Origin of the sequence: Pontivivens nitratireducens (assembly GCF_011290545.1) — a bacterium.
In the GTDB taxonomy this organism is placed as follows: domain Bacteria; phylum Pseudomonadota; class Alphaproteobacteria; order Rhodobacterales; family Rhodobacteraceae; genus Pontivivens; species Pontivivens nitratireducens.
The window spans coordinates 2,602,184-2,625,489 of record NZ_CP049811.1; the positions used below are offsets into that span (position 1 = coordinate 2,602,184).

Here is a 23,306-nt window from a genome sequence, read left to right on the forward strand (position 1 = left end):
TTCAGCCCCCCTGCCGGGGTGTGACGATCTCCACCCGGTCGCCGGGTGCCAGCGCCGTTTGCCCACGCAGCGAGGCTGGAACGAAATCCTCGTTGACGGCTGTTGCCACCTTGGCATCGCCAAAGCCGAGTTCCTCCAGAACCGCGTCAAGCATCTCTGCCCGCGTCTCGGTCGGTGTGCCGTTAATCATGATCTTCATGCCAGAACTCCGGTTTGCTGCCGTCACAGGCTGCCTCCACCGCTTCGCGCGCCAATTCGGGGGCGAGCAGAAAGCCGTGTCGGAACAGACCGTTGACGTAAATCGTCTCACCCCGCCGCACCAGGCGAGGCAGGTTGTCAGGAAAGGCGGGGCGAGCATCAACGCCGACTTCGACCAGCTCAGCCTCACCGAAGGCCGGATGCAACGCATAGGCCGCCGATAACAGTTCGAGGGTCGAGCGCACGGTCCGCCTTACGTCGTCGCTTTCGATCTGGGTGGCGCCCAGCATGAACAGGCCGTCCGCGCGAGGCACTACATAAAGCGGATAGCGCGGATGCAGCAGCCGGACCGGGCGCGTCAAGCGAATATCGGCGCTGCGCAGAACGGCCATTTCACCCTTTACCCCGCGCAGATCCTTGAGGTTATCGCGCGCGGCGAGGCCGCGACAATCGAAGGTCAGCCCTTTCGCGTGGCCCGGCTCAGCCACGAAGGCAACGCCAGCGTGCTCCAACCGGGCGCGAAGATGGCGCAACGCCGCGCGCGGGTCGAGATGCGCCTCATCCGCCACGTGCAAGGCGCGATCGAAGCGTCCCTCAAGGTCAGGTTCCAGCGCTGCCAGCCCGGCGCTGTCGAGCGTCTCATGCTGCGCCACGCGCCGGGCGAAGCGGTCCAGTTCCCGCCGATCGCGCCGCAGGGTCAGCACCAGCGTGCCCCGCCGCTCCACGCTCACGCCCTGCCGCGCCCACCAATCCGCCGCGCTCTGGCCGAGGCGCACGACAGGCTCCTCGGCGGTTTCACCCTCGCAGAAAGGGGCCAGCATTCCCCCTGCCCACCACGAACAGGCATGTGGCCCGGGCCGTGGCGAAGGGTCGAAGACCGTCACCTCGCAACCGCGCGCGACCAGTTCCGTCGCGACGCAAAGCCCTGCAACCCCGGCACCGATGACACGCGCCTGCATCACGGCCAGACCTCATGGAAATGATGCACAGGGCCGTGGCCACTGCCAATATCCAGTCGGTCAGCCGCGCGGATCGCGCCATGGAGCCAGACCTGAGCCCGCCGCACGGCGGCCTCGACATTCGCCCCCTTTGCCAGTTCGGCCGCAATCGCCGACGACAGGCTGCATCCTGTCCCGTGCGTGTTGCGGGTCATGCAGCGCGGCTGCTCCATCGTGATGACCCCCGATGCGGTCACCAGCCGGTCGATGCAGGTCGCCCCCTCGGCATGGCCGCCCTTCATCACCACCGCCCGCGCGCCAAGGTCAAGCAGCGCCCTGCCCTGACGCACCACCTCCGCCGCGTCCTGCGCGGGGGCGCTGCCCAGCAGACGCGCGGCCTCGGGCAGGTTCGGCGTCAGAACATCCGCACGTGGAAGCAGCAGCTCAACCAGCGCCGCCTCCCCCTCTTGGGACAAAAGCGCGTCCCCCGACTTCGCAACCATGACGGGATCGAGGATGACAGGGCCATCATAGCCTTCGATCGCGGCGGCAACGGCGGCCACAATGTCCGGCGATCCGAGCATCCCGATCTTGATCGCCATCGGCGGAATGTCGTCGAGCACGGCGGCGATCTGCGCCGAAACCGTCCGGGGGGAAACAGGCTCGATAGCGATGACACCGCGCGTATTCTGTGCCGTGATCGCGGTTATGGCGCTGGTCCCGTAAACCCCGAGGGCGCAAAACGTCTTGAGGTCGGCCTGAATCCCGGCGCCTCCACCACTGTCGGAGCCTGCTATCGTCATTGCGGATGGGTGTGACATCTTCATTACCTCCACAGCGACAGGTGGAGGAAGATCTAGAGGCAACGGTATCGTGCCGCGTCAGATCATGCTCCGTTCCCTACGCCGGTATTGTCCGGATCAGGTTCGATGGGTCAGCTTGCGCCTCTCAGCCCTGAACAGGGCACCCCAACGGATTTGTCTGAATGCTAACAGCCGACGGGTCGCCCTGCAAGCCGCGGCGGCAGACATCCTAAATCGCCTCGGGTTTTCGGAGGCTCCGGATTGAGGAAGAATTGGAGCCATAGAAAGAGCCAACAGAGCGAACCGCTATACGCTGTTTTTTTGAGAGTTTACCAGTCCTGTAAAACCTCTTCACAATACAGCGGTAAAAAGTCAGATTTTACCTCTGAGAATCTTCATAATTAGATCGCATCATCCGGCTGATGCCACCCCGCAAGCGCCACTCAGCCTTCGATGCCGAGAGTTACAAACAGCGCAACCAAGTTGATAGGTTCTTTTGAAAACTCAAACACTTCCGCGTTTTGGCCACGCTATACGACAAACGCGACGACACCTTCCTCGCCTTCGTGCAGCTCGCATCACTACGCATCTGGTTTCGGAATTATCAGTCGGTGACCTGGATGGCAGACTTACAGTGGGGCAACTCAGAGCTGCCTGATCCTCAAGCTCTTACCACTCACTTCCATATACCACTGGTCATTATCTTGATAATGCCGAACAATTCGTCGATGTTACCGCGTTTCGCGTCATACCAATCCATTGTATGGTTCAAGGCACCCAGGATAAGCGGGCGCAGTAGCGAGAGGTTCAGATTCTCGTGGATCGCCCCATCTTCCTGGGCCTCGCGAAGCAACTCCAGCCAAAAATCACTGTATTTTTGCCTGAGCGGCTGCACCGTTATATGCACGGTAGCAGGAATTTGCCCGCTGTAACGGCCATTCGTGGAGGTATATTCGATGTGGTCGTGCAGAGCCTGCAGATGCGCACGCAATGCGGCCTCTATCTTCATGCGCGGATTGGTTCCCTCGGGCAGCGCGGCCACTGTCTCTCGGACTTCGCTGGCAGTGGTGCTTATGGCAAAGACCAAGATCTCCTGCAGGATCGCGTTCTTTGAGCGGAAATGATAGTAAAGGCTGCCAGATTCCATATCCGCGTGTTCAGCGATCTGGCGAATGGTGGTGCCGGAAAATCCCTGGTCTGAAAACAGCCGTGCTGCGGCATCCAGAATAGCCTGCCGTCGCGGGGTTACATCTGATGTTTCGGATTGATCCACGTTCGGCTCTACGTTCTTCGAGCGCTGCGCTGACAGCAATGTGTCAGACATGCCGTTGCCCAGTTATATTGTACTCTTCCTGCTGAATACCCATTCCAACGGACTAGAAGTTGGACATTTCCGCAAAAAACGCAGGATAGACAGCCGCGCTCGCCTAACATCTCCTCAAACCTTTTACAAGCGGAACGGGCAGTGCGGAAAACGTTCCGTCAGCGACAGCTTCCAGTTTTTGTTGAAAGACTGCACGGGCACCGAAATGTGCATCATTCAGCACCTCGCTCATGCCTCGCACAGGCTCCACGCACACATCCTTGCCCTGGAAGAGCGTCACCCACTCTGCGCAAGTCTTGCGGCCAAGAATTTCCGAGATTTCGGATATGAGGTCCGCGCCTTCGCCAAGCTCAGCGATGCGCTCCGAATCCAATCCGATCGTTGCGCAGAAGGTTTTCCAGAACTTCTCTTCCAGTGGCGCTACTGAAAGGAAGCGGCCATCGGCGGTTTCATAAATCCGGTATCTCGGCGAACCGCCGAACAGGCGGCCTTCTCCTGGGCCAGGTTCAGGCACGCCGCTCAACGCGCGCGCAAAGCTGCCATGCGTCCAGCCGAGAACATTTTCAGCCATCGCCACATCCAGATGGGCACCCTTGCCGGTACGTTCGCGCTGCACAACAGCTGCCAGAATATTCAGTACGGCGGGAAGCGCCCCGCCGCCAATATCGGCGATCTGCGTTGGTGGCATCGCCGGGCGCCCCTGGTCATCGCCACTTAGCGACAAGATACCGGCGCGCGCCAGATAGTTTAGATCGTGTCCCGCAAGCTGCGCATCCGGGCCATCCTGGCCATAGCCGGTGATCGAACAATAGATCAAATCGGGTTTGCGCGCGCTCATTGCGGCATAGTCCAGACCGAGGCGGGCCATGACACCGGGACGAAACTGTTCCACCACGATATCGGCCTGCAAGATCAACTGCTCGGCTCGGGCCTGCTGATCTTTGCTTTTCAAGTCAAGGCTCAGACAGGTTTTGCCGCGATTCAGCAAAGCAAACGAAACCGGAGTACCTTGCACATGCGGGGGGTTAGCGCGCAGCGGATCGCCTGCCGGTGCCTCAATCTTGGTAACATGCGCACCCGCTTCAGCGAGGATCAACGTCGCAAGTGGACCAGGCAGCAGGGTGGTGAAATCAACAACGCGAAGCCCCTCCAGAGCGCCACCGAACGGGCGCGATTGTGCTGCAGCACTCATTCCGGAATCTCGGTCTTCATGGCTGCATCTATCCGATTAGCATGACTGCAACATTCGACCGTAATGCGCCCCTGTTTGGATTTCTTGGTGTGGCCGATTGATCGTCTTGTCATTATTACTCTCCTTACCGCCGCGTTTCAGGACCGCCACAGGCGTATATAATCTGTCCGGAGACATAGGATGCGCGATCCGAGCACAGGAATTGCACCAACGCTGCAATGTCCTCTGGCTCACCCGCCCGCCGGATCGGGATTGTGGCGGCGCGCTCTGCCTTGTACGCCTCGGGGTCCTTTCCCAGACGCCGGGCAACGGCGCGCGTCATTTCGGTATCCACGTAACCGGGCGCCACGGCGTTTACGTTGATATTGAAGGGCCCCAGCTCAAGCGCCAACGTGCGGGTCAGTCCTTGAAGTCCGGCCTTGGCAGTCGAATAGTTTGCTTGCCCGCGATTGCCGAGCGCCGACGTCGAGGACAGATTTACGATCTTGCCGTAATGCTGTTCCACCATATAGCGCTGCGCTGCGCGTGAGCAAAGGTAGGCACCCTTCAGATGCACCCCGATCACGTCGTCCCATTCGTCTTCTTCAAGCTTGAACAGCAGGTTATCTCGCGTGATGCCGGCATTGTTAATCAGCACATCGATTGAGCCGAATGCGCTCGCCGCCTCAGCCAGCGCCGTTTCGACACTTTCGCGCGCGGTGACATCGCAGGCCATCGCAAGCGTGCCACCTCCGTACTCAGCCTGGATCCTTTCGGCCTGGACGCGCGCATTTTCGACATTCACGTCCAGCAGCACCACATGATCGCCGGTCCGGGCCAATTCTCGTGCAATGGCAACACCGATGCCACCTGACGCACCGGTTATCACCGATACGCGCGGTTTTGTATTATGGGTCATTGTCTTTTCTCCCGCATCTTCAGTTTCGACGTCTGATGCGCGAGCCTCTTGCCTCCCCAACTCACGACACCATCTTTGAGAACCACGAGCACGACGATAATGATGACCCCATAGACCACCTGGCCGAGTCCGGAAATATTCACGAACTCCGCATTGAGGTAGCGAATGAGCACGACCATGGCGAGCGGCCCGAGGACCGGCCCCCAAACCGTGCCCATGCCGCCGATCGCGGTAAACAGGATAATCTCGACCGCAAGATGTGAACCGGCGACCGTTGGATCGATCACAAAGAGATACTGCGCGTAGAAGGTTCCGCCAAAAGCACCAAGCGCGGCAGAAATCGCGCTATACGTCGCCACCATCTTCAACTGGTCGATGCCCAGCATTGCCGCCGCGTCTTCGTTGTCGCGCAGTGCCGTTAGCTTGAACCCCGTCATGGAGCGGCTGAACCAAGTAACGAAAACAAGCACAAGACAAGTCGCTGCGAGAATGATCCAGAAGTAAACCTGCTTGTTAAAGAAGCGGAACGTCAGCGGGTCGTTGCCTCGTGGCAAGAATATTCCTTCACTGCCACCCAGGAAATGCGATGAACGCAGCACGATGATTGCAACAAAGGTGATTGCCAACGTGATCAGTGCGTACGTCAGATGCGGCAGACGGCGTCGGTAATTGATCCACCCAAGAAGTATTGCAAGGAGCGCCGCAAGTACCATTCCGGCAAACATCCCCAGCCAAGGGCTGAGCCCGAGATGGATGAACAGCAGTGATGATGTATAGCCGCCAATGGCTACAAAGACCGGGTGTGCGAAGGTGAACTGGCCCCCAAACCCCCCAATGATATTCCAGGTCACGCACAGATACGCATACCAAAGTGCGAACACCATAATGTCCAGCCAATAGTTATCGGCGACCATTGAGAAGATGATACCGCAAACGAAGAAAACCATAATAGGTATGTATTTTTTCATGATTAACGGCCCAATACGCCAGAAGGACGAACAAGAAGGAACAGGATGAAGATTCCATAGGGCAGGATGCCGGCAAACTCGGGCGGATTCATATACAATCCACCCAAGGCTTCGGCGAGCCCGATGATAACCCCTGCAACGAATGTTCCGATGAAGTTGGTCACGCCACCGAGGATCAAGACGATGAAGGCGACCAATGTGAGATGCAAACCAAGCGTTGGTTCGACGATGAACACTGGCGCGACCAGCGGTCCCACGATCCCGAGCGTCCCCAGTGCGCCAGCAAACACAATCATCTGCACCCAACGCACGCTGATCCCGCACAGCGATGCCGCGGTCGGGTCTTCGGCCACGGCCCGCACCTTGCGACCAAAAGTCGTCCGGTTCAGCATCCAGAAGAACAACAGGGCCATCATTACCGAGACCACGAAAGCGACAAGAAACGTCGCCTGAAACACAATCTGCCCGAGCACGATCTTCTTGCCCGTCAGGAACGATTGTACGGTCTGGTAGTTGGCTGAAAAGATCATCAGAAGTGCGCTCTGGATGACAAAGCCCAGCCCAAGCGTGACTTGTACCACCAGCAGCACATGCGCTCGCAGCACCCGTTCGAAGATTAGGTGGAACAACACCATTCCAAATCCGAACATCAACGGTGCAATGACCAGAATGGACAAATAGGGATCAACTCCCAGCCATCTCACCCCGGTCAGCGCAAGATACATGGCAATGACCATCAGATCGCCATGCGCAAAATTCAACAGGCGGGTAACGGAATAAACAGCCGTTAATGCCATCGTGATCAGCCCGTAGATGCCGCCGATCGCTAGGCCCTGCACCAGTCCTTGAATAAAAGTATCCATAGTGGTTTCCGTCCTACCCTACATGCCCAGATATGCTTTGCGGATCCCGTCGTCCTTGCGCATCGCTTCGGCGGTGTCGCTGACGGTGATTGAGCCATCCTCAAGTACATAGCCGCGCTCACAAGCCGCGAGCGCAATTGAAACATTCTGCTCGACCACGAGAATTGCGAGCGGCTCTTTGTTCAGAACGCGAAGCGCCTCAAAAACCTGATGCGTCAGCGCAGGAGCAAGACCCAGAGACGGCTCATCGAGCATCAGCAGCTTTGGAGCCGCCATCAACGCGCGACCAATGGCCACCATCTGCTGCTCTCCTCCCGAAAGAGTTCCTGCCGCCTGCAATCGCCGCAATGCCAGAACCGGGAACAACTCGAAAACCTTATCGAGCAATTCCTTTCTTCTCGGCAGCGCGTGGCGCACAGTGTTGCCGATCAAAAGATTGTCCTGCACTGACATGCCATTGAACAACCGCCGCCCTTCCGGGACCAGAACCAACCCCGCCTCGACGATGTCCTCGGGCGAGGTGCGGGAAATCTCGCGCCCCTCGAATTTGATCGAGCCCTCCGTAGAGCGCAAAAGCCCGCTGATCGTTTTCATCACGGTTGATTTTCCGACGCCATTGCTGCCAAGCAAGGCGACCATCTCGGTGGCGCCTACTGTCAGAGACACGTCGTGTAGAATGCGCACCCCGCCATAGCCAGCGACCAAACCTTTGAGTTCAAGCATGTTCGATTGCCTCCGCACCAAGATAGGCTTCGATGACCTCCGGGTCGCGCGTCACCTCGATCGGCGTCCCCGATTTTGCGAGCCTTCCATAGAGCAGAACATGGACGTGATCGCACAAGGCCATCACTGCGCGCATCCTGTGTTCGATGATCAGAAACGACGTCCCCTGATCCGCAAAACGACGGATCAGTTGCGTGACGTGCTCGATTTCCGAGGGATTAAGCCCCGCGAACACCTCGTCCAGCAGCACGAAGCTCGCGCCGGTGGCAAGCACCTTGACGAGTTCAAGCGAGTGAAGGTCTGTTGTGGTCAGCTCGCCCGGATACAGATCAAGCTTGTCGCCCAGCCCTGCTTCACGCGCGATGCTTGCAGGGTCCGAATGACCGGTCTTGGGATTTGCCCGCGAAGCAAGTTCGATGGTCTGTCTGACGGTCATCGAGGCAAACGGCTTGGGGATCTGGAACGTCCGCCCGATGCCATGCGCCGCCATCTGGTGCGGCGCGAGGCGGGTAATGTCGTCACCATTAGCGTAAATGTGTCCGGCAGTTGGTTTGATGAACCCGCTGATAATGTTGAACATCGTAGTTTTGCCGGAACCATTCGGGCCAATAAGCCCGGTGATCCGGTTTCTCTCCGAGGTGAAGCTGACATCGTCCAGTGCCAGCAATCCCCCAAATCGCTGCGTCACATGTTCGACGCGAAGGCCGTCTGTTTTTTCTGGCAGCATGGCTTGTTACCTCCCGACCTGCATATGTTCCGTTGTTATTGAAAGCGCAGCGAAACTATACTGCGCTTCCAAAGGCACACGTCGTCTCGGACTAAAGTTTCACTTCCGCCGCTGCGATATCCGGCGGATAAACCATCTTCATTTCGGTGTCCTGCCACTGGATATACGGAACAACCTGGTTCAGCGGTCGACCGGTTTCTTCCCAGGAAAGTTCTGGGTCATAGAATGGAACGATCAACTCATCCGATCCGCGCGGGATCTGGATCGACAGAAGTGTATCGTTGATGTCCTTGCCGTCGCGACTTGCTGCCGCTTCCAGCACTGCTTTGTAAATGAACAGAGCTTGCGCGCCGAGCACGAACCAATTCACGTCCAGTCCGTCCGAACCGAAAGTGTAACCTTCGGCCCGCGCCCGGTCCAGGAAGGCCTGTAGCGGCTCATAGGGAACCAGATCCGAGACGGCGACCGGCCCGAAAACTGGTGCCCCCAGAGTGCGCTCGGCGATTGCGCTGCCCAAGCTGCCCGGCAGACGAGCATCCGAAAAGCCAGACGCACAGCCTACAAAGGGGACCCGGAAATCGAGCGAATCCATCGCGCGCAGCAACAAAACCGTTTCCTGGTAATACTGTGCTGCCATCAGCACCTCGCAACCGCTATCACGCAAGCGCAATACCTGCGGAACGAAATCGGTAATCGGCGCAGTGTAGGGAAGGTCCTGGACAACAGTGTACTCGCTACCCTCGAGGTTCTCCTTGATAAGGTCGGCCACGCCGCGGCCATATTCACTGCCGTCGTAGATGAGTCCGACCTTCTTGGCATTCATGCCTTTCTCATCGTTTAGATACTTCAGCATCGATACACCGCCCGTCGCGAAGGACTCACCGGTGAGGTTGAATGTCCGCGAATAGGTCGACCCAATGGTGAACGCCTTTGCGGTAGTCCACGCCGGAGACAGGAACGGAATTTCGTATTGGTCTGCCATAGTGCCGATCGACACCGCCTCGGTGCTCGAGAAAACGCCGATCAATCCCGAAATCTTCTCGCGCGCAACCAGTCGCTCAATCTCGGAACTGGCAAGCTTGGCATCTCCTTGGTCGTCACCGCGGAACACTTCAATCGGGGCACCGCCAAGGCTCTGTATGCCACCGCTTTCGTTGATCATTTTCATAGCCAGGTCCACGCCAGGCCCTGCGGATTCACCATAGGATGCGAGCCGCCCGGTGAATGGGAACACAAACCCGATCTTCACCGGATCGCTGCTCTGCGGCATTGCGGGGCGGATACCCAGTGCTGCTGCAGCCATTCCGGTCGCCGAACCGGCCAGCACAGCTCTTCGCGAAATTCCTCCCGTGTTAAAATGCCATCCACTTTTTTTGTAGTTAGTCATTTCGTTTCCTCCCTTGTTTTTGGCTATTTTCGGCTTTTCATGTTGTGCCGAGTTTTCCGGCGATTTCTGCCAGATGATAGGTACGGTCGCCTAATCGCACCCCCATAGATTCTAGAGACCTGAAGTAATGTCCGACTTCGAGTTCTTCCGTTGTGCCGATGCCTCCATGTAACTGCACTGCAGTTTGCCCCACCATCCTACCGGCAACGGCACACTCCGCCTTCGCCACAGCAATGCTGCGCCGCGTATGTTGAGTATTGCTCACCCCTGCCAATGCATTTGCAGCAAGCCATGCGGCCGAACGTGCGCGCTCGGTCCAGATCGCCATATCAGCAAGCTTGTGACGAAGGATCTGGAACTCTGATAAAGGCTGACCAAACTGTTCCCGAGTCTTGAGATATTGCCCGGTCTGCTCAACAAGTGCGGTCATTGAACCGACCGACATTCCCAGCATGCCCAAAATGGCGCGATGACGCGCCGCTTCCAGGATGGGCGCCGCCGCACCTGCCGCTCCAATCCGTGCCGAAACTGGAATATCAACTCCGTCGAGCACCAAGTCGCTCGCCCACGTGCCATCTATCAGCGGAGTTGCGGGATTGACGATGGTTACCCGATCCGAAGGAACCACAAACAAGCTGATCCCCTGAGCGTCGCGCGGCCCACCGGTTTCCCGCGCAGAAACGATAAAGGTATCTGCAATCTGGGCGTGGGCGATCCGGTTCTTGCGCCCGGACAGCCGTATACTCCCGCCCTTTTCGGTCGCGGATGCTTCTACGTGATGTGGATGAAATCGTGCATCTGCTTCGGTATGAGCAAGCAGAACGATGCTATCACCCGCGATGATTGGCTTAATAAGCGCCGCTGCGTGTTCGGGCGCTGCGCCCGTCTCGATAAGCGTTCCGGCTTCGATCACCGCCTCCAGAAAGGGTTCCAGAACCAAGGCGCGGCCCATTTCCTCGGCCAGAGCCAAGATTGAGACGGCCCCAAGCCCGATTCCTCCGTAATCATTAGCGAAGGCAAGCCCCAGCCAACCGAACTCGGCAAAGCTGCGCCACACCTTCGGATCGTGCCCGCCATCTGCCTGCCGTGTGCGTCGCCGCTCAAAACTGTATTCAGTTTGCAGGTAGCGTCGCGCCTGATCCGCCAGCATCATCTCTTCGTCTTTGTATGAAAGCTGCATGCCCGTTCAGTCCTTCAACACTGTTTTCGAGATAATATTGCGCTGGATCTCGTTGGATCCTCCGTAGATCGATGCCTTGCGCCAGTCGAAGTAGAAGGAAGAAACGTAGGCAGAGTCTTCCTCTGGCAATGGTCCGTCCGCCGCTGCCAGATCAAGGCTCGCGGGTCCCGCTGCCTCAAACAGAAGTTCAGTTATGCGCTGTTGAGTTTCTGTAGCGATCACCTTGAGAACCGACGCTTCGCTACCATTGCCACGGTTGTTGGCTACGGCTTCCAAAACGCGCAGGTTGGTCCACTCCAATATCTCGATGTCGGCAGAAAGCGCAGCAAGCTTTTGCGCGAAAACCGGATCGTCCAGAAGCCGTTTGCCTGTGATATCAAGCCGCGAACTGATCTGGGTCAGCAAAGCGAACTGTTTCTTGCAGAACCCGACCCGAGCGATCCCTGTTCGCTCATGGCCTAGAAGAGCTTTGGCGACAGCCCAGCCTTCACCTTCCTCACCAACCCGATCCTTGGCTGGAACCCGGACATTGTCGAAAAACACCTCGTTCACGACATGCTGTCCGTTGATGCCTGTGATCGGGCGCACTGACACGCCGGGCGAACGCATGTCGAGTAATAGAAAAGTTATTCCCTGCTGTTTCCGGCCACTGGAATCGGTGCGCACAAGTGCGAACATTCGATCCGCGTAATGGGCGTAAGTGGTCCAGATCTTGCTTCCGGTGACGACGTATTCATCCCCTTCGCGCACGGCCCGCGTCTTCAACGACGCCAAATCCGAACCGGCACCGGGTTCGGAATAACCCTGACACCACCACTCTTCAGCCGACAGTATCTTCGGCAGATAGCGCTTGCGCTGCTCGTCGGTTCCACGACTGATCAGGATCGGCCCCAGCATCCCGACGCCGAATTGCGGCAACCGGGGCGCAGAATGTTCGGCACAAATCTCCTCGAAAGCTAGACGCTGTTCTAGGGACCAGTCTGTGCCGCCGTATTCCACGGGCCAGGATGGGGCAGCCCATCCCTTGCTATGCAGGATCTTATGCCAGCGGACATAATCATCCTTATTGAGCGGCGCATTGATATCAACCTTTCGTGCGATGTCAGCGGGCAAGTTCGCAGAAACGAACTGCGCCACCTCATCGTGGAAAGCCTGGTCAATACCGCCGAAGCCTTTATCTTCTGTGTTGGATTCAGCGACCATGGAACACCGGTGCGCGCTTTTCGACAAAAGCGCGCACTGCCTCCCCATGATCTTCGCTGGTGGCTACGACACCGATGTTCGACGAAGCCAGATCAAGCGCGCTTCGAAGTTCCATATTTGCGCATTGATACACCATGCGCTTGGTCATGCGGACCGCCAGGGTAGGCCCTGCGGCGACCCGCTCGGCGAATGTATAAGTTTCGGACATCAGATCCGCGTCCGGATACACCCGGTTGACGATTCCCAGCCGCAGTGCCTCGTCGGCGTCAATCAAGTCGCCGGTCCAGAACATTTCCAACGCCTTTGGAATACCCACCAGGCGCGGCAAATAGTAAGCCCCGCCATCACCGGGCACCAGCCCGACCTTGACGTAGGTTTCACCAAAACGGGCGCTTTGCGCGGCAAAACGGATATCGCCCATCAGCGCCATATCCATGCCGGCACCGGTCGCCGCCCCGTTCACCGCGACGATATAGGGCTTGTCAATCGTCTCAAGCAGCATCGGGATTTGAAGGATGTGGTCGTACAGCTTGGACTTACGCCCCACCGCCGTTGAATCCCGCGGGTCACGCATGCGCCCGACATCGCCTCCCGAACAGAATGCCCTGTCGCCGGTCCCGGTCATTACGATCACATGGATGCGGTCGTCGTCGCGGCAGACCTGAAGCGCCTCAAGCCATTCGTCAATCATTTCCACCGTGAACGCGTTGCGCGTTTCAGGGGCGTTCAGTTGGATCGTAGCGATCGGCCCGTCAGTACGAAAAATCAGTTTATCGTTCATTGCCAGCACCTCCTAGAGTGATGTCACAAGCGGCCACAGCTCGTGCCGTTCAACATTCAAGGCCTGCGTGCCCAGTCGTTGCGCCCAGTCATTTCCGGAGCCGTAATCGTCGCGCCAAGCGAACAGGCGCCGCGTCAGATCGTGCAACGCGTATTCCTGGGTGAAACCGATGGCACCGTGCACTTGATGTGTGATACGGGCGATTTCATCGCTCATCAGACGAATGCGCGCGCATGCAGCGTCAGCAAGCCCGGTCCACTCACCGCGCCGCATTATCTCGGATACCGCCGCATCCGTTATCGCAGCAGAGGCCGCTGTTTCGGCGGCAAGCACCGATAGATTCTGCTGTACTGCCTGGAACTTACTGATCGGGCGACCGAATTGCTGCCGGTCTGCGGAATAGGCGACCGACATGCTGACGATGCGCTCCGCGGCGCCAACCATCATCATGCTTCGCAGCAACGCCAGCATCCTGGGTGCATCTTCGCAGGCGACGATATCGCCCTTGGGAAGATCAACCCACTGCTGCGCCGCCACCCCGTCCAGACATACCGATGACAGCGGCTCGCTGGCGATCGACTTGCGATCCTTGCGCATTTCTTCGGTAATATTTACCTGTGCAGCTACCGGGCCCTTGTCGGTTTGCGCCAACACCACTGCCGACGTGGTAGCAGATAGCCAGGGAACCCGCTGTTCGCTGCCGCCAAGCACCAGTGTTGCCCCTTTGCGCTGTGCCGTGAGACGTGTGTCGGGTCGGGTCGGCAAAACCGCCACCGCGCCTCCGTCGAGATCAAAGTCGCAGGCACCCGCGATCCAGCGCGCTACCATCGTTTCGGCCACCGGCGCGGGAATGGCATGCCCCCCAGCCGAGCGCAGCACGGTGCAGGCATCGCCAAGACCCGAAAAACGGCCATCCTCGCCGCTTGCAAGCGCATCAAGCATCCCAGCTTCGTCAAGAGCCTGCCACAGTTTTTCGTGCCAGCCACCAGCCTCGACCTTGCGGCGAGCTGAATCGTCCAGGTGATCCGTGAAAATACGCTCGACCGTGGTTTCAATCATGTCAGATAAATCGGTCATCTCAAACCCAGCCCCCGAGCTATGATACCGCGCAGGATCTCCGTCGTACCCCCGCGAATGGTGAATGCCGGCGACCAGAGAATGGCATGTTCCAGCAGATCCCGGACAGTATTGTCCTGATCATCGTAGTCCGACCTGGCGCTCAGAAGCTGGTGCGCGACGCGTGGAATGCGCTGCTCGAAACGGGTGCCGATTTCTTTGACAACCGCAGCCTGAACTGTTGGCTCTTGCCCGGCCTCAAGCATCCCCGCGACCGAAAGCGACATCTGCCGAAGTGTCACCAGATCGACCAGCAATTCGCCGATCTGGGTGCGGATATCTTCGGACACGTCTGGCCCTAGCGTCTCTACCAACCGCGCCAATAGATGGTAGGTAGAAAGCCAACGCTCAGGTCCGCTGCGCTCATAGGCCAGTTCAGCGCTGGCCTGCCGCCAGCCCATATGCAGCGTGCCAACAAGGCTGTCGTCGGGTATTTCGACACCGTCGAAATGCACCTCGTTGAAATCGTGCTCGCCAGCCAGATTCAAAACTGGGCGGACCTCGATACCGGGCGTGCTCAGATCGACAATGAACTGGCTCAGTCCGCTGCGGCGGTTCTCTGGGGTGGCAGGGGCTGTGCGGAACAGCGCCAGCATATAATGCGCACGATGCGCGTTGCTGGTCCACAGCTTGGTGCCGGTGATCCGGAATCCGCCATCTATCTTTTCCGCGCGGCACCGCAGAGACGCAAGGTCCGAGCCTGAATCTGGCTCGCTGAGTCCGATGCAGAAGAAGCATTCGCCCGCAGCGACCCGCGGTAAATAGTTCTGCTTCTGCGCCTCACTTCCGAACGTCAACAGAACCGGGCCGGACTGGCGGTCAGCCACCCAATGGGCGCGCACCGGGGCACCTGCGGCAAGCAGCTCCTCAGTGATGACATAACGTTCCAGCGCCGTACCCTCATGGCCACCATAAGCCTTCGGCCAACGCCAGCCCAGCCAACCGCGCTCTCCGAGGCTTCGGCTGAAGTCGGCCGAATAATCCATACCGACCCGGGTCGGCACTTCTGGAATTATCCCTGCTTTGCGCTGCTGGGTGAGAAAGTCACGTACTTCGCCGCGCAGCGTCTCACAACGCTCGCTGAGAACAATTGGTGTGAAACGCACATCCCAACTCATCGCGGGCACTCCATCTCTGGGCGATAGCCCTTTGCGGGCAGTTGTTGCGGGGCCGAATTTTTCATGCCGACTCCGCCAGTCTTTGCTCAAGAAGGTCGGTGTGGTGGCTCGGCGGCCCCCAGATCATCCGGTCAAGTTGTGCTCGCTTCACGTAAAGATGAGCGTCGATATCGGTGGTAAAGCCGCTGCCCCCGTGAACCTGAATGTTCTCGCTCGCTATTTGCAACACGACCTTATCGGCGACCCCCTTTGCAGTAACGGCCGCAAGCAGTGCTTCCTCGGGGGCGTGATCGATAGACCAAAGCGCGTACCAGACGATTGAACGCAGCCCTTCAAGTGCTACAAGCTGGTCGGCCAGCATATGCTTGATCGCCTGGAAGGTGCCGATGGGCCGACCGAACTGGATGCGCTCCTTGGCATAGCTCGTGGCCATGTCCATCGCGCGCGCCGCGCCCCCCATCATCTCACCGGCAGCTCCCGCAGCCAGAATAGCCCCGAGCCGCGCCTGACCAGCGGGATCAAGCGGCTTTTCAAGGCGTTCACCAACGGTTCCCGTCAATTTTAACGCCCCAAAACGGCGGGTGCTGTCCATGGTGGGGAATTCCTCAACCATGGCATCGGCGTTGCTGTTTTCCAGAACAGCTACCTGTGCATTGGCCCCCCCGTCGTTCAGCACAACAAGCAGTAAATCAGCGCCCGCCGCGTTCACGACCGGAGCCCAGTTGCCCTGAATCTGTCCATCGCCGGAAACAGACGCCGCCTCGGGCCAACCGGCGACCGCGACACTGATTTGCCCCGCGGCGATCTTAGGAAGCCATTGCGCCTTCTGCGCTTCGCTGCCCAGGCGGCCGATAAGATCAGCGGCTGCCACAGCAGTTGAAAGATAGGGCACCGATGCCAACGCGCCTCCCAGCACCTCCAGCACGATCCCGGCTTCAAGCATCCCCAGATCCGACCCGCCATGGGCTTCGGGGATCAAAGCGCCGAGAAAGCCCGCACCCGCCAGGTCCTGCCAGAGTCTGTCCGAGTAAGCAGCTTCCGACTGTCCGAAAGCCCGGACTTCAGATATCGGGCAAGCCCTTGCAACGAGTTCCAGGACCGATTGCCGGATCATTTCTTGATCTTCAGTGAACGAAAATTGCATCTGGAACTCCTCAGCGTGGCAGTCCGAGCAGACGCTCGGAGATAATGTTGCGCTGTATCTGCGAGGTGCCGCCCGCGATGGTCATGCCGAAGGACGTGAGATATTCACGCTCCCATGATGAAAAGCTTTTTCGAACCTGCGGATTTGTAAGATCGGCCCTGCCGATCAGATCCAACGCCAACGCGTGCATGGTCTTGTTCAGTTCGGTAGTGTGTAGCTTCTGCACCGAGGTTTCCGGCCCCGGCACGCTGCCTTCGCTGTGCATTGCCGCGAAGCGATGATTGTTCAGAACCGCTATACGCGCCTGCACTCCTACCCTTGCGATGTTTTCGCGCACGTCGGGAAGATCTATCAGGTTCTGATCCCCATCCCGTGTGCGAGTGACGCGGGCCAAGGCGATCAGCTTCTCGTACAAACGCCGACACCCGAAACCGAGCACCGAGATGCCGCGCCTTTCGAAGTCAAGCATGGTCATGGCTACCTTCCAGCCACCGTCGAGCTCACCCACCAGAGCTTCCTCGCCGATTTCGACATCGTCAAAGAAGATCTCGTTGAAATCCTGTTGGCCGTTCATCTGGCGCAGCGGCCGGATATCGATCCCCTTGGTCGTCAGCGGCACGACGAAGGTTGAAAGCCCTTTGTGCGGTGGTGCGTTCTGGTTGGTGCGGGCCAGCAGAAGGCAATAATCGGCCAAGTGGCCATAGGTGTTCCACACTTTCTGGCCGTTGATCACGAACTTATCGCCCTTACGGACTGCCCGTGTTGTCAGCGCCGAAAGATCTGATCCGAAGGCCGGTTCGGAAAAACCCTGCGACCACAGATCGCGCCCGTCGGCAATGCGCGGTACATAAGTTTCACGCTGATCGGCGCGGGCCAGTTTCATCAGCATTGGCGCGATGATCCGCACCCCGATGCGAAAGACATCCGGAGGTGCATCATGGTTTGCGAGTTCCTCGAACACGATCAGATCTTCTGTCAACGGAGCGTCTTTGCCCCCGTAAGCATTGGGCCAGGATCGCACAGCAAGGCCGGCCTCGTAGAGCTGGCCTTGCCATTTTCTCAGAAAATCAATGCGCTCGCGGCCTTCCAGCGAGGCATAGTCTTGCCGCCACTGATCGGTTAGGTTTTCGCCAAGCCAAGTTCGAACGTAAGCTCGAAAGGTGGCCTCTTCACTGGAATCCCTAAGGCGCATGAATCTTCTCCTTAACGACGGAATTGCATGAAATCGGGAGCACGCTTCTCGAAGAAGGCTTCGGCACCCTCTTTGGATTCTTCCGATTCATAAAAATCTGGTGCCATCATCTTCTGAAAATGGTTTGGCGAAGGATCACGCAGATAGTCGATATCCGCGTCGAACGACGCCTTGACGATCTTCAGGCACGTCGGGCTGAGCGAGTTGATCTCCGCACACCACCGATCAACCTCGGCTTCGAGATCGGCCAGCGGTACAACGACGTTGCACAGACCCATCTCCAGCGCTTGTTCGGCGGTGTAGCGCCGGCAAAGCATCCACATTTCGCGTGCTTTCTTCACACCGACAACACGCTGCGCATACGTCACCAACCAGCCTTCTGCCGGGCTGCCGACACGCGGGCCGTTCTGGCCGAAGATTGCATTGTCGGCGGCAATGGTCACGTCACAGAAATAGGCGAGGTGGTTACCCATACCAATCGCATAGCCCTTGACGACCGCGATAACCGGCTTGCCGCAATGGCGGATAGCCTCATGCACTGCACGCGGGTTGACGCCCACATGCCTGTCCTTCAAGCCACCTTCCTTTTCCCACTTCACGTCACCGCCCGAAGAAAAGGCCCGGTCACCGGCGCCAGTCAGCACGATCACCCCGACAGAGGCGTCATTGCCAGCACGCTCGATTGCCCTGGTCAGTTCGACCATGGTCACACCGCTAAGCGCATTCAGCGATTTTGGCCGATTGATCGTGATGCGGGCGACGCCATTGCCAGCTTCATACAAAATGTCTTCGTATTCTTGTGTGCTCATGAGAAGATTTCCTTTCCTTTTTCCAATTCTTAGATCATCGCAGTTCTGAGGCTGGGGATTTTGCGAGCTTCTCGAACTCTTCAGACAATTTAAGCTTGTCGATCTTACCGCCGGCGTTGCGCGGAAGATCACTGATAGCCAGAAGGTATTCGGGCTGGCACCATTTCGGCAGCCCGGCGTCCACGACAAACCGGGTAAGATCGCCCAGTTGCGGCACCGACTTGCCCGGAGCAGCGACGATCGCCGCGCCAATCTGCTCGCCCAGCACCGCATCTCGAACCGCAACGATCGCCGCTTCGGTCACGTCTGGGTGCCGGACCAGAACCTCTTCGATTTGCGCCGGGTTGATGTTGCGGCCGCCGCGAATGATCATATCCTTCTTGCGGCCGACGATGGTCAGGTAGCCATCAGCATCAAGCGTGCCCAGATCGCCACTGTGAAACCAACCTTCAGAGTCCCAGGCCTTGTCCATTTCCGAGTTCCCGGTCAGATAGCCGTAACTGGAATTCGCCCCGCGCCACAGCACTTCGCCAGCCTCCCCATCCGGGGCGGCAGAGCCGTCTTCGCGCATTATTTTGAGCTCTTCCCCCGGCAACACATGCCCGGCGGTGCGGCGCTTTTCGGCCGGATCGGCCGTCCGTGTCATGGTTGGCACACCAGAATCCGTTGCGCAGTAGATGGTCTGGACCGGGCAGCTGAAAATCTCTTCTGCCGTTTCCGCGTCCGATGACTCCAGCTTCGCCCCTGCATTGGAAATGAAACGCAGACTGCTCAGATCGTATTCCCCGACCAATGGCGAGCGGATCATTTTCACCAACTGGGTGGGAATGACTACGGCGAAGGTGCAACGGTGCTTTTCGATCAGCGCGAACGACTCTTCGGGATGTTTGCCATTCCAGTGTTCCAGCAATACCGTAGAGCCGCCGTGCAGAAGAGGCGCGATGATCGGATAGTTGTAGCCCGTGGCACCGGTGCCAGCCGGTGCGATCGCCGCACCAATGTCTTTGTCGGTCATCTGCGTCGCAACACTGCCATACTGGCTCAACAGCTTGAAGGCCATACAGTTGTCGCTGTAAATACTGCACTTCGGGATGGAAGTGGTTCCGGAGGAAACCATAATCTGAAGCGGCGTATTCGCGGACACCTGGTGCTGACGCAGCCAAGCCTGGCCCTTGTCATCACGCCAGGCATCGTCGCTACAAAGCGCATCGAAAGACAACTCGGTTCCGCGCGGTTCGCCCCGCAGAACAATACGGTGCTGCAACGCAGGCAGATCTGGGGCAATACTGTCTACCAATGCACGATAGTCAAAGTCGCGATAAGTAGTAGGCAGGATCAGCGCAACGGCCTTTGACGCACCGAGAACAAGAGTCATCTCCTCGCTACGGAAACCGTCGTGGATTGGCAGAAAAACTGCCCCGATACGGTCAAGCGCAAGATGGGCGATCGGAAGTTCGGCCCAGTTCGGCGACTGAACCGCTACTACATCGCCAGTCTTTATGCCGAGCTTCAGCAATGCTGCGGCAAGATTCTCGGTTTTTTGGACCAGCTGACTGTAGGTCAAGCTACTGCGGTTGTCAGCGATGGCCACTTTATCCGGAACGTTTCCAGCGTGTTCATCAATATAATCGATCAACAGGCGGTCTTTCCAATATCCTAGCTGCCGATATTCGGCCGCCCGACTGTCCATTTGTTCACTTCCGAACGACATCTCGCTCATTCCTCCCTGAGCATTGCAATCAGACTTGTGTCATGCATGCATATAACGACCACCGCTTACGCAGTGCGTTTCGCCGGTGATAAAACTACCGTCTTCGCTACACAGGAATACCGCCAAGCCGGTCACATCCTCGGGGCGCCCCATACGGCCCAGGACCGTTTCTGCGGCCTTTTCGGCAAACCATGGTTTGTCATAGATGCGTTCAAGAAACGGGTTGTAGATCAGGCCGGGTGCGATCGCGTTGACACGCACACCATGCTGCCCAACTTCGGCAGCTGTGGCGCGGGTCAATCCCATTACGCCAGCCTTGGCGGCCGCGTAGGCTGCCTGACCGCCACCGCCGGTATCTGAATGCCATCCGGCTATCGACGCAATATTAATAATGACGCCTTGTTTGCGCGCGATCATGTGCGGCAATACGGCACGTGAGAAGCGAAAGCAGCCGCCTAAGCAGATATCCTGCACCAGCTGCCAATCTTCATCGGCCAACTCCCAGACCGGTGCCAGCTTGTTGATCCCGGCGTTATTGTAAAGGATGTCGATTTTACCATGCTGATCTAACGTGGCCTGAACACAGGCTTCCATTTCTTCTTTATTGCGTACATCAACGCGCATCCCGAGCACTTTGCGCCCGAACTCGTCCGAAAGCTTCTCGGCGGTTTCTGCCACGCGCTTTTCATGGGCGTCGGTAACAACTATTTCCGCGCCTTCTTGGGCAAAACGTTGGGCAACGGCTTGACCCATTCCCGCACCTGCAGCGGCACTGACAATTGCGACCTTGTCTTTCAATCTGTTCGCTCTGTCGTCCATTTAATTTTGATCTCCATGATAGTGGCAACTGCTTGCAATCGTTCCGAATAGGCATTGCTCCATGGACGGATCCCGGGCTGCCAGATCGAATTCACCAAATTGGCTGGACACCATTCTGCACGCAGACACTGTCGAACTTGGGACAGCGGACCCCAGCCTGAAGAAATGCTCAGTCTTTCGGTCGCTTGCGGATCATGACCGTGATTTTGCCAGTCTGAACCACTTCTTCATGTTGATTGAGAATTTCATAGTCGCGCACCACGATGCCACGATCACCCTTCTTGGACTCGCGCAAGCTACCAATCGTCATCCGCAAATAAATGGTGTCGTTTATCTTGACGGGACCTTTGAAGTCCCACTCCAACCCAAGCAGGGCAATTGCCGAACCATCGAAAATACCCATTCGCTGAGTAAGGCCAGTCGCGATACCAAGTATCAGAACGCCATGCGCGATACGGGTGCCGAAGTTTGATTTTTTGGCAAATTCGTCATCCGTGTGTAGCTGATTGAAGTCACCGGAAATGCCCGCGAAAGTCATCACGTCATGATCAGTGACCGTACGGCCAACACTTTCAAACACTTGGCCAACGTGCAGATCTTCGTAGAACAGCACCATTGTTACAAACCTCCCTGATTTTCGAATTCTGCAAAGATTGCATTCATTCCGCCAACCGATTCTATCAATCGCTTGGTATTTATCCCCTGAACGTGCCCAACCTGTCAAGCGTTCGATATGTACCCATGTGGTCCCAAAAAATGCCCTCAAACTTTCAGAGGAAAGTTGCCATCTGCCAGTGACATCACGCGCCCTCACATCGCCCCCGTCAAAGCTTGACTAAGTACTGTTGCGCTCTCAGAAACAGGCAGGCGCGGGGTTACACGTAAGGGCGACAGATGGCGGTAAGTGCGAAAAGCAGAGCTCTGGAGGTGTTCAAGAGGGCAAGCAGCAGCGTCGACCGGGCCCTGGCAATTTTGGAATTTTTCACCAGCCAACAACCGATCTGGTCCACCGAAATGCTGATGACCGAACTAGGGCTGACCCGAGCAACAACCTATCGGTATATCAAATCGCTTTCGGATGCTGGTTATCTTGTTGCAACGGCGGGAGGTGGTTATACGCTTGGCCCGCGCTTCATTGAGATGGATCGCCGTATCCGCCTTGGCGACCCGCTCTTGCGCGTTGCCCCGCCGATCATGAATGAACTGCCCAAACCCTTTGTCGGTGCCCAGATTCTCAGTGGATTCTATGGTAATCGCGCTGTTACCATCTACGTCGATCAGGCGGATAAAGAACTGACACTGCAAATGGAGCGCGGGCGTTCGTTTCCGCTACTTGCCGGACCACCATCGCGGATTATCCTGGCCCATCTTCCAACGTATCAGTTGCGAAATTTACTTCTCAGCAACCCGCTTGGAATTGCCAAGGCAGGTCTTGGGGAGAACTGGCATGAGTTTTCCCAAAACCTGAAAGCCATCCGCAAAACCGGTTACGATGCAGCAGCCGATTTTGACCAGAGAGTGATAGCGATCGCAGCACCGATCTTCCGCTCGTCAAATGCAGTCATCGCCAGCCTTTGCCTGGTGCGACGCAAGGCGATTTCCAAGCCCGAGGACATGTCCACGCTGATCGAATTGGCAACGACGACCGGCGAAAAAATATCGAAGAAGTTACAGGAATTGCATTACAGCACCAGTCAGGCCGCACCTCAGTTCCCTGCAGCCCGCCTGGGAAAGAAATCCTCGTAATCTTGACGACCCCATCTCCTGGTAACCTCTCACTATAATGTAGAGCACGCTCACCCAAGCGGGGATACTTTGGGTAGCACAGCAATCTACGATCAGCCTTCGACGAGTACAGCGCTGGAGGCCCCATCGCACCTACTCGGATACCTCCGGAACGAGTGTCGAAGTGATCTTGTATATGCCATTCATGCGCGCGATGATCCCGCCGTCGACCGAGATATTTGCCGCGACAAACAGCAATTTGTTCGTTTTCTTCACTAAAACCGGAGCGCTTTCTATCCAGTTTTTCTCCCGAGCGGGGGCAATGTAGTCAACGGTCAGGTTGATCGTCGGCGTAACGAAGCAATCAACCTCCGTTCCGATTTTCAGGATGGCGCTCTGCGCGTCAGCAAAGGCGGAAATCACACCGCCATGACATACCCCATTCCGATTCAAGTGGTGGCTTTTTACACGGAAACCCATGGCGCGA

General features: G+C 57.6%; 24 protein-coding genes and 1 riboswitch. Of the genes, 1 reads left to right on the forward strand and 23 read right to left on the reverse strand.

Annotated elements, in window-relative coordinates; genetic code table 11:
• Position 1 precedes the first annotated feature (1 nt).
• The 22 genes from thiS to G8E03_RS12885 form a co-directional block, all read right to left on the reverse strand.
• The gene (gene thiS, locus G8E03_RS12780; RefSeq protein ID WP_166192559.1) at positions 2 to 199 is read right to left on the reverse strand and encodes a sulfur carrier protein ThiS; all 198 of its coding nucleotides are present in this window, start codon (positions 197 to 199) and stop codon (positions 2 to 4) included.
• A complete protein-coding gene (locus G8E03_RS12785; RefSeq protein ID WP_166192562.1) occupies positions 183 to 1,157 on the reverse strand; it encodes an FAD-dependent oxidoreductase in 975 nt (324 codons plus the stop codon). The genes thiS and G8E03_RS12785 overlap by 17 nt, the downstream gene beginning before the upstream one ends.
• The gene (gene thiD / locus G8E03_RS12790; RefSeq protein WP_166192565.1) at positions 1,157 to 1,957 is read right to left on the reverse strand and encodes a bifunctional hydroxymethylpyrimidine kinase/phosphomethylpyrimidine kinase; all 801 of its coding nucleotides are present in this window, start codon (positions 1,955 to 1,957) and stop codon (positions 1,157 to 1,159) included. Before thiD ends, G8E03_RS12785 begins: the two co-directional genes overlap by 1 nt.
• A 59-nt stretch (positions 1,958 to 2,016) precedes the next feature.
• Positions 2,017 to 2,117: riboswitch (TPP riboswitch) on the reverse strand.
• Between the two features lie 498 nt (positions 2,118 to 2,615).
• Positions 2,616 to 3,263, reverse strand: coding sequence for a TetR/AcrR family transcriptional regulator (locus tag G8E03_RS12795; protein WP_166192568.1), 648 nt, complete (start codon positions 3,261 to 3,263; stop codon positions 2,616 to 2,618).
• Between the two features lie 103 nt (positions 3,264 to 3,366).
• Positions 3,367 to 4,455 (reverse strand): CaiB/BaiF CoA transferase family protein, encoded by a 1,089-nt coding sequence (locus G8E03_RS12800; protein ID WP_166192571.1) that lies wholly within the window; start codon positions 4,453 to 4,455, stop codon positions 3,367 to 3,369.
• Positions 4,456 to 4,579: 124 nt separating this feature from the next.
• The gene (gene fabG, locus G8E03_RS12805; protein ID WP_166192574.1) at positions 4,580 to 5,353 is read right to left on the reverse strand and encodes a 3-oxoacyl-ACP reductase FabG; all 774 of its coding nucleotides are present in this window, start codon (positions 5,351 to 5,353) and stop codon (positions 4,580 to 4,582) included.
• Entirely contained in the window at positions 5,350 to 6,300 is a 951-nt protein-coding gene (locus G8E03_RS12810; RefSeq protein WP_205793128.1) for a branched-chain amino acid ABC transporter permease, read from the reverse strand. The genes fabG and G8E03_RS12810 overlap by 4 nt, the downstream gene beginning before the upstream one ends.
• A gap of 23 nt (positions 6,301 to 6,323) precedes the next feature.
• The gene (locus G8E03_RS12815; protein ID WP_166192580.1) at positions 6,324 to 7,184 is read right to left on the reverse strand and encodes a branched-chain amino acid ABC transporter permease; all 861 of its coding nucleotides are present in this window, start codon (positions 7,182 to 7,184) and stop codon (positions 6,324 to 6,326) included.
• Between the two features lie 18 nt (positions 7,185 to 7,202).
• Positions 7,203 to 7,907, reverse strand: a complete 705-nt coding sequence (locus G8E03_RS12820) for an ABC transporter ATP-binding protein (RefSeq protein WP_166192583.1) — start codon at positions 7,905 to 7,907, stop codon at positions 7,203 to 7,205.
• Entirely contained in the window at positions 7,900 to 8,634 is a 735-nt protein-coding gene (locus tag G8E03_RS12825; RefSeq protein ID WP_166192586.1) for an ABC transporter ATP-binding protein, read from the reverse strand. Before G8E03_RS12825 ends, G8E03_RS12820 begins: the two co-directional genes overlap by 8 nt.
• Before the next feature lie 91 nt (positions 8,635 to 8,725).
• A complete protein-coding gene (locus G8E03_RS12830; RefSeq protein ID WP_166192590.1) occupies positions 8,726 to 10,021 on the reverse strand; it encodes an ABC transporter substrate-binding protein in 1,296 nt (431 codons plus the stop codon).
• A 37-nt stretch (positions 10,022 to 10,058) separates the two neighbouring features.
• On the reverse strand, positions 10,059 to 11,201 hold the full coding sequence (locus G8E03_RS12835) for an acyl-CoA dehydrogenase family protein (protein ID WP_166192593.1): 1,143 nt from the start codon (positions 11,199 to 11,201) through the stop codon (positions 10,059 to 10,061).
• 6 nt (positions 11,202 to 11,207) lie between these two features.
• Positions 11,208 to 12,404: an acyl-CoA dehydrogenase family protein gene (locus G8E03_RS12840; RefSeq protein WP_166192596.1), complete on the reverse strand. Its 1,197-nt coding sequence runs from the start codon at positions 12,402 to 12,404 to the stop codon at positions 11,208 to 11,210.
• Positions 12,394 to 13,185, reverse strand: a complete 792-nt coding sequence (locus G8E03_RS12845) for an enoyl-CoA hydratase/isomerase family protein (RefSeq protein WP_166192599.1) — start codon at positions 13,183 to 13,185, stop codon at positions 12,394 to 12,396. Before G8E03_RS12845 ends, G8E03_RS12840 begins: the two co-directional genes overlap by 11 nt.
• A 12-nt stretch (positions 13,186 to 13,197) precedes the next feature.
• Entirely contained in the window at positions 13,198 to 14,262 is a 1,065-nt protein-coding gene (locus G8E03_RS12850) for an acyl-CoA dehydrogenase family protein (protein ID WP_166192602.1), read from the reverse strand.
• Positions 14,259 to 15,419, reverse strand: coding sequence for an acyl-CoA dehydrogenase family protein (locus G8E03_RS12855; protein ID WP_166192605.1), 1,161 nt, complete (start codon positions 15,417 to 15,419; stop codon positions 14,259 to 14,261). Before G8E03_RS12855 ends, G8E03_RS12850 begins: the two co-directional genes overlap by 4 nt.
• 61 nt (positions 15,420 to 15,480) lie before the next feature.
• Positions 15,481 to 16,563: an acyl-CoA dehydrogenase family protein gene (locus G8E03_RS12860; RefSeq protein ID WP_166192608.1), complete on the reverse strand. Its 1,083-nt coding sequence runs from the start codon at positions 16,561 to 16,563 to the stop codon at positions 15,481 to 15,483.
• A gap of 10 nt (positions 16,564 to 16,573) precedes the next feature.
• Positions 16,574 to 17,755, reverse strand: coding sequence for an acyl-CoA dehydrogenase family protein (locus G8E03_RS12865; RefSeq protein ID WP_166192611.1), 1,182 nt, complete (start codon positions 17,753 to 17,755; stop codon positions 16,574 to 16,576).
• A gap of 11 nt (positions 17,756 to 17,766) precedes the next feature.
• Positions 17,767 to 18,564, reverse strand: coding sequence for an enoyl-CoA hydratase-related protein (locus G8E03_RS12870; protein ID WP_166192614.1), 798 nt, complete (start codon positions 18,562 to 18,564; stop codon positions 17,767 to 17,769).
• Between the two features lie 34 nt (positions 18,565 to 18,598).
• Positions 18,599 to 20,284 (reverse strand): AMP-binding protein, encoded by a 1,686-nt coding sequence (locus G8E03_RS12875; protein WP_166192617.1) that lies wholly within the window; start codon positions 20,282 to 20,284, stop codon positions 18,599 to 18,601.
• Positions 20,285 to 20,314: 30 nt separating this feature from the next.
• Positions 20,315 to 21,094, reverse strand: coding sequence for an SDR family NAD(P)-dependent oxidoreductase (locus tag G8E03_RS12880; protein ID WP_166192620.1), 780 nt, complete (start codon positions 21,092 to 21,094; stop codon positions 20,315 to 20,317).
• A 169-nt stretch (positions 21,095 to 21,263) separates the two neighbouring features.
• Entirely contained in the window at positions 21,264 to 21,710 is a 447-nt protein-coding gene (locus tag G8E03_RS12885; RefSeq protein WP_166192623.1) for a MaoC/PaaZ C-terminal domain-containing protein, read from the reverse strand.
• Positions 21,711 to 21,988: 278 nt separating this feature from the next.
• Here G8E03_RS12885 and G8E03_RS12890 point away from each other — a divergent pair, with 278 nt between their 5' ends.
• The gene (locus G8E03_RS12890) at positions 21,989 to 22,840 is read left to right on the forward strand and encodes an IclR family transcriptional regulator (protein WP_166192626.1); all 852 of its coding nucleotides are present in this window, start codon (positions 21,989 to 21,991) and stop codon (positions 22,838 to 22,840) included.
• A gap of 132 nt (positions 22,841 to 22,972) precedes the next feature.
• On the opposite strand, the gene G8E03_RS12895 is transcribed toward G8E03_RS12890, so the two are convergent.
• Positions 22,973 to 23,299, reverse strand: a complete 327-nt coding sequence (locus G8E03_RS12895; RefSeq protein ID WP_240910357.1) for a PaaI family thioesterase — start codon at positions 23,297 to 23,299, stop codon at positions 22,973 to 22,975.
• Positions 23,300 to 23,306: the final 7 nt, after the last annotated feature.

Bases quoted from the DNA above. Each gene is read 5' to 3' on its own strand.
- G8E03_RS12880 (WP_166192620.1), bottom strand. From the start codon at position 21,094: ATGGACGACAGAGCGAACAGATTGAAAGACAAGGTCGCAATTGTCAGT.
- G8E03_RS12865 (WP_166192611.1), bottom strand. From the start codon at position 17,755: ATGCGCCTTAGGGATTCCAGTGAAGAGGCCACCTTTCGAGCTTACGTT.
- G8E03_RS12785 (WP_166192562.1), bottom strand. From the start codon at position 1,157: ATGCAGGCGCGTGTCATCGGTGCCGGGGTTGCAGGGCTTTGCGTCGCG.
- G8E03_RS12820 (WP_166192583.1), bottom strand. From the start codon at position 7,907: ATGCTTGAACTCAAAGGTTTGGTCGCTGGCTATGGCGGGGTGCGCATT.
- G8E03_RS12845 (WP_166192599.1), bottom strand. From the start codon at position 13,185: ATGAACGATAAACTGATTTTTCGTACTGACGGGCCGATCGCTACGATC.
- G8E03_RS12850 (WP_166192602.1), bottom strand. From the start codon at position 14,262: ATGACCGATTTATCTGACATGATTGAAACCACGGTCGAGCGTATTTTC.
- G8E03_RS12795 (WP_166192568.1), bottom strand. From the start codon at position 3,263: ATGTCTGACACATTGCTGTCAGCGCAGCGCTCGAAGAACGTAGAGCCG.
- thiD (WP_166192565.1), bottom strand. From the start codon at position 1,957: ATGTCACACCCATCCGCAATGACGATAGCAGGCTCCGACAGTGGTGGA.
- thiS (WP_166192559.1), bottom strand. From the start codon at position 199: ATGAAGATCATGATTAACGGCACACCGACCGAGACGCGGGCAGAGATG.
- G8E03_RS12875 (WP_166192617.1), bottom strand. From the start codon at position 20,284: ATGAGCGAGATGTCGTTCGGAAGTGAACAAATGGACAGTCGGGCGGCC.
- G8E03_RS12870 (WP_166192614.1), bottom strand. From the start codon at position 18,564: ATGAGCACACAAGAATACGAAGACATTTTGTATGAAGCTGGCAATGGC.
- G8E03_RS12800 (WP_166192571.1), bottom strand. From the start codon at position 4,455: ATGAGTGCTGCAGCACAATCGCGCCCGTTCGGTGGCGCTCTGGAGGGG.
- G8E03_RS12825 (WP_166192586.1), bottom strand. From the start codon at position 8,634: ATGCTGCCAGAAAAAACAGACGGCCTTCGCGTCGAACATGTGACGCAG.
- G8E03_RS12890 (WP_166192626.1), top strand. From the start codon at position 21,989: ATGGCGGTAAGTGCGAAAAGCAGAGCTCTGGAGGTGTTCAAGAGGGCA.
- G8E03_RS12830 (WP_166192590.1), bottom strand. From the start codon at position 10,021: ATGACTAACTACAAAAAAAGTGGATGGCATTTTAACACGGGAGGAATT.
- G8E03_RS12860 (WP_166192608.1), bottom strand. From the start codon at position 16,563: ATGCAATTTTCGTTCACTGAAGATCAAGAAATGATCCGGCAATCGGTC.
- G8E03_RS12835 (WP_166192593.1), bottom strand. From the start codon at position 11,201: ATGCAGCTTTCATACAAAGACGAAGAGATGATGCTGGCGGATCAGGCG.
- fabG (WP_166192574.1), bottom strand. From the start codon at position 5,353: ATGACCCATAATACAAAACCGCGCGTATCGGTGATAACCGGTGCGTCA.
- G8E03_RS12895 (WP_240910357.1), bottom strand. From the start codon at position 23,299: ATGGGTTTCCGTGTAAAAAGCCACCACTTGAATCGGAATGGGGTATGT.
- G8E03_RS12810 (WP_205793128.1), bottom strand. From the start codon at position 6,300: ATGGTTTTCTTCGTTTGCGGTATCATCTTCTCAATGGTCGCCGATAAC.
- G8E03_RS12855 (WP_166192605.1), bottom strand. From the start codon at position 15,419: ATGAGTTGGGATGTGCGTTTCACACCAATTGTTCTCAGCGAGCGTTGT.
- G8E03_RS12885 (WP_166192623.1), bottom strand. From the start codon at position 21,710: ATGGTGCTGTTCTACGAAGATCTGCACGTTGGCCAAGTGTTTGAAAGT.
- G8E03_RS12815 (WP_166192580.1), bottom strand. From the start codon at position 7,184: ATGGATACTTTTATTCAAGGACTGGTGCAGGGCCTAGCGATCGGCGGC.
- G8E03_RS12840 (WP_166192596.1), bottom strand. From the start codon at position 12,404: ATGGTCGCTGAATCCAACACAGAAGATAAAGGCTTCGGCGGTATTGAC.